This is a genomic window from Streptomyces sp. NPDC007157 (assembly GCF_040634235.1).
Lineage (GTDB): Bacteria > Actinomycetota > Actinomycetes > Streptomycetales > Streptomycetaceae > Streptomyces.
On sequence record NZ_JBEYFE010000064.1, the window covers coordinates 1 to 5,295 of the forward strand.

The 5,295-nt window shown below is 73.6% G+C and carries 2 protein-coding genes; both read left to right on the forward strand.

Annotation, left to right across the window (positions count from 1 at the left end):
- The coding region (locus ABZ642_RS46310; protein WP_360497761.1) for a type I polyketide synthase at positions 1 to 3,057 on the forward strand (3,057 nt) is incomplete at its 5' end.
- Positions 3,058 to 3,070: 13 nt separating this feature from the next.
- Positions 3,071 to 5,295 (forward strand): type I polyketide synthase (locus tag ABZ642_RS46315; RefSeq protein WP_360497764.1); only part of this gene is annotated, 2,225 nt, incomplete at its 3' end.

Genomic DNA, 5,295 nt, shown 5'->3' on the forward strand with positions numbered 1-5,295 from the left:
CGTAATGTCCGCGACACGGTCCGGTTCGCCGATGCGGTTGTCCGCCTGCACGAGCAGGGTGTGACGAGGTTCGTGGAGGTCGGTCCGGACGCCGCACTGACCGCTGTGGGGCCGGACTGTCTGCCGGAGGACGCGACGGCGGTGTTCGTACCGCTGCTTCGTCGCGATCAGCCCGAAGTCCGTTCGGTGGCAGCGGGGTTGGCGCGGTTCCATGTGCACGGCGGCGTCGTCGACTGGGCGTCGTATCTGCCGGCCGCGGCCCGGGTCGACCTGCCCACCTACGCCTTCCAGCACCGCCGCTACTGGCTGGACAGTGCTGAACTGCCGCACCGGAACGGTTATCCGCTGCTGGACGCGGCCGTGGAGTTCGCCGAGGAGGACGGCTTCCTGCTGTCCGGGCGGCTGGCCACCCGTGCGCAGCCCTGGCTGGGGGAGCACACCGTGCTCGGCGCGACTGTCGTGCCCGGCAGCGTGTTCGCCGAACTGGCCCTGCACGCCGCCACGGAGACCGGCGCCGGCGAGGTCGCCGAACTCACCCTCCAGGCACCGCTGGTGCTGCCCGAGGACGGTGCGGTCGAGGTGCAGATGAGGGTCGGTGCGCGGGACGCGGCGGGAGAGCGGCCGCTGACCGTGCACGCCCGCCCGGCCGAGGACGGCGCCCCGTGGACCTGCTACGCCCGTGCCGTAATCGGCCCGGTGTCGGCGGAGCCTGTCGACGCGCCGGCTCCCTGGCCGCCGCCGGACGCCGTCGCGCTGGACGTCGGTTCGGTCTACGCCGAGTTCGCCGCCACCGGGCTGGAGTACGGGCCGGCGTTCCAGGGCCTACGCGCGGCCTGGCGGAGCGGTGACGAGATCCTCGCCGACATCGAGCTGCCCGATCTGACCGACGCCGGGCGCTACGGGCTGCACCCGGCCCTGCTGGACGCGTCGCTGCACGCTTTGCGCTACCTGCACGAGGACGAGGGCGACCGCACCTTGCTGCCGTTCGCCTGGAACGGGATCGCGCTGCGCCGCACCGGGGCGTCCGCGCTGCGGGTGCGGATCTCCCCGGTCGCCGCCGAGGCGGCCCGGATCGAACTGGCCGACGCGACGGGCACCCCGGTCGGGGTCGTCGAGTCCCTCGCGGTCCGGCCGATCTCTGCCGAACAACTCGGCCACCATGAATCGCTGTACGCCGAGGAGTTGGTGCCCGCCGCCCTGCCGGGCGGCCCGGAGCCGACCGTGCTGGACTGCGCCGAGCTGGCCGAACTGCCCGACGGGGAGCTCCCCGAGGTGGTGGTGCTGGCGGCCGGGGCCGAGGCCGATCCGGTGGCCGCGGCCGGCCGGGCGCTGGGCGCCGTACGCACCTGGCTGGCCGAGGACCGTTTCGCCGGCACCCGGCTGGCGCTGCGGACCCGGAACGCCCGCACCGATCCGGCCGCCGCCGCGGTCTGGGGGCTGCTGCGGTCGGTGCAGCAGGAGCACCCGAACCGGTTCCTGCTGGCCGACTTCGAAGACGCCGACGGGACCGACGGCAGCGCGGCCACCGACGGCAGCGCGGCCACCGACGGCAGTGGTGGCAGCGCGGCCACCGCTGGCAGCGGCGGCGCTGCGGCTACCGGTGGCGCTGCGACCACCGACGGCGCCGGGATTTCCGCTGCCGCGTGGAACGTGCCCGGCGGGCAACTGGTGGTGCGCGACGGCGCGGTGCTCGTGCCACGGCTGTCCCATGTCCCGCTGTCCAGGATCACCGACCGGGACGGCGCCACCTGGGATCCGGGCGGCCCGGTGCTGATCACCGGGGGGCTGGGCGCGCTCGGTGCGGCCCTCGCCCGTCATCTGGCCGGCGACCGCGGAGTACGCGAACTGGTGCTCACCGGACGCCGGGGCCCGGACACCCCGGGCGCGGCCGAACTGGCCGCCGAACTCCGCGAACTGGGGGCGGAGGTGGCGGTGGTGGCGTGTGACGTGGCCGACCGGGACGCGGTGGCCGCGTTGCTGGCCGAGCATCCGGTGACGGCGGTGGTGCATGCCGCCGGGGTGGTGGACGACGGTCTGGTCACCGGCCTCACCGAGGAGCGGCTGCGGGCGGTGCTGGCGCCGAAGGTGCTGGGCGCACGCTGGCTGGACGAGCTGACCCGGGACCGTGAGCTGACCGACTTCGTGCTGTTCTCCTCCGCCGCCGGGGTGCTCGGCGCGGCCGGGCAGAGCGCCTACTCGGCGGCCAACGCCGCACTGGACGCGCTGGCCCGGGCCAGGCGCACCGCCGGGCTGCCGGCCACCTCGCTCGCCTGGGGGCTGTGGGAACAGCGCAGCGGCATCACCGGCGAACTGTCCGATGCCGACCTGGCCCGTATCGCCCGCGCCGGGCTGCGGCCGCTGACCACCGCCGAAGCGCTCGAACTGTTCGACCTCGCGCGAGCCGTCGACGAACCGGTACTCGCCCCGATGCGCCTGGACCGCACGGCCCTGCGGACAGGCGGCCCGGTCCCGGCGGTCCTGCGCGGCCTGGTCCGGGAAACGTCCACCAGGATCGCCGCGACGGCCGCAGGCGCTCGCTCCGCACCCGCCGCCGCGCCGGCCGCGTTGTCCGGACCCGACCGGGAGAAGGCGCTCCTGGACCTGGTCCGCGCCGAAGCGGCCAGGGTGCTGGCCTACGACTCACCGGCCGCCGTGGCCGAACACCGCACCTTCGCCGAACTCGGCGTCGACTCGCTGGCCGCCGTGGAACTGCGCAACCGGCTGTCCGAGACCACCGGCGTCCGGCTGCCCGCCGCGGTGGTGTTCGAGTACGCCACCCCGGTCGCACTGGCCGCGCACCTGCACACCTCCATGCCCGCGGCCGACGGCGCACAGACCGGCTCGCCGCTCGCCGGGCTCGATCAGCTCGAAGAAGCACTGGCCGGCGCCGATCCCGGCGCCGTGGACCAGGCGAGGCTGCGCATGCGGCTCACCGCGCTGCTCGCCAAGTACGGCGGCGAGGAACAGTCCGGCGCCGCTCCGGAGCACGACCTGTCGTCGGCCTCCGACGACGAACTGTTCGGCCTCGTCGACGGCCTCGGCGCCGACCAAGGGTGAGGAAGGGAACCGCGTGGCTAACGAGGACAAGCTCCGGGACTATCTCCGGCGTGCGCTGAGCGAGGCGCAGAGTGCGCAGCGCAGGCTCGCCGAGATCGAACAGGCCCGGCGCGAGCCCATCGCGATCGTCGGCATGGCCTGCCGCTACCCCGGTGGCGTCGGCACCCCCGAGCAGCTGTGGGAGATGCTGGCCGCCGGCCGGGACGGGATCTCCGGGTTCCCCGCCGACCGGGGCTGGGACCTGGCCGGACTGCCGGTCGGGCTCGGCGGGTTCGTCGCCGACGCCGGTGACTTCGACCCCGGGTTCTTCGGCATCTCGCCGCGCGAGGCGCTGGCGATGGACCCGCAGCAGCGGCTCCTCCTGGAGACCTCCTGGGAGGCGTTCGAACGCGCCGGGATCGACCCGCTCACCGCACGCGGCAGCCGCACCGGCGTCTTCGCCGGCGTGATGTACCACGACTACGCGACACTGATGGACAGCGTCCCCGAGGAACTGGAAGGTTTCATCGGCAACGGGAACGCCGCCAGCATCGCCACCGGCCGGGTCGCCTACACCTTCGGATTCGAGGGTCCCGCCGTCACCGTGGACACCGCCTGCTCCTCCTCCCTGGTCACCCTGCATCTGGCGGTGCAGTCGCTGCGCTCGGGAGAGACGACCCTGGCCCTGGCCGGCGGGGTGACCATCATGTCCACCCCCGGCACCTACGTGGAGTTCGACCGGCTCGGCGGCCTGGCCGGCGACGGCCGGTGCAAGGCGTTCTCCGCCGACGCCGACGGCACCGGCTGGTCCGAGGGCGTCGGCATGCTGCTGCTGGAGCGGCTGTCCGACGCACAGCGCAACGACCACCCGGTCCTGGCCGTCATCCGCGGCTCCGCCGTCAACCAGGACGGGGCGTCCAACGGGCTCACCGCGCCCAACGGCCAGGCACAGCGCCGGGTCATCGTCGAGGCGCTGACCAACGCGGCGCTGTCCCCGGGGGACATCGACGCGGTGGAGGCGCACGGCACCGGCACCTCGCTGGGCGACCCGGTGGAGGCACAGGCCCTGCACGGCGTCTACGGCGCCGATCGCGAGCGGCCGTTGTGGCTGGGGTCGGTGAAGTCGAACATCGGGCACACGCAGGCCGCCGCGGGTGTCGCCGGGGTGATCAAGGTGGTTGAGGCGATACGCCACGGGGTGCTGCCCCGCACCCTGCACGTCGACACCCCGACCCCGCACGTCGACTGGGCCGGCGGCCCGCTGGAACTTCTCGCCGCATCACGGCCCTGGCCGGAGACCGACGTGCGTTGCGCCGCGGTGTCGGCGTTCGGGGTGAGCGGTACCAACGCGCACGTGATCATCGAGCAGGCGCCGGTCGTCGAGCCGACAGCTGTTCCGGATCCGGTGTTGCCGGTGCCGGTGTTGGTGTCCGGGCGGAGTGCTGAGGCGTTGCGGGGGCAGGCGGCTCGGTTGCGTGCGTACGTGCTCGCCGAACCGGGCGTCGGCGTCGCGGGGGTGGCGCGTGCGGCGGCGCTGTCCCGGGCCGCTCTGGAGTATCGCGGTGCGGTGGTGGCCGCAGACCGTGACGAACTGCTGGCCGGGCTCGCGGAGTTGGCCGACGGCACGGTTTCCGGTGTCTCCGGACACGGGGGCGGCACCGGGTTCTTGTTCTCGGGGCAGGGGTCGCAGTGGTCGGGGATGGGGCGGGAACTCGTCGAGCGGTACCCGGTGTTCGGGGAGTCGTTCGCGGATGTGTGTGGGCGGTTGGAGTCGGTGTTGGGGCGGCCGGTGCGGGAGGTGGTTCTCGACGGTGGCGTGGAGCTGGATGAGACGTTGTTCGCGCAGTGTGGTCTGTTCGCGGTCGAGGTCTCACTCTTCCGGCTTCTCGAGTCCTTCGGAGTGGCCCCGGACTTCGTGGTGGGGCATTCGGTGGGTGAGGTGGCGGCGGCTCATGTGGCAGGTGTGTTGTCGCTGGATGACGCGGTCACTTTGGTGTGTGCGCGTGCCGGGCTGATGCAGGGGTTGCCGTCGGGTGGGGCGATGCTCGCGGTCAACGCCACGGAGGCGGAGGTCGCCGGGGTGCTGTCCGGTGCGGTGGGGATCGCGGCGGTCAACGGGTCTCGTTCCGTGGTGGTTTCCGGTGCGGAGTCGGCGGTGGCGGCTGTCGCGGACGCGGCGCGGGAGCGGGGTTGGCGGCACACCCGACTGCGGGTGAGTCATGCGTTTCATTCGCCGTTGATGGACCCGGTGTTGGAGCG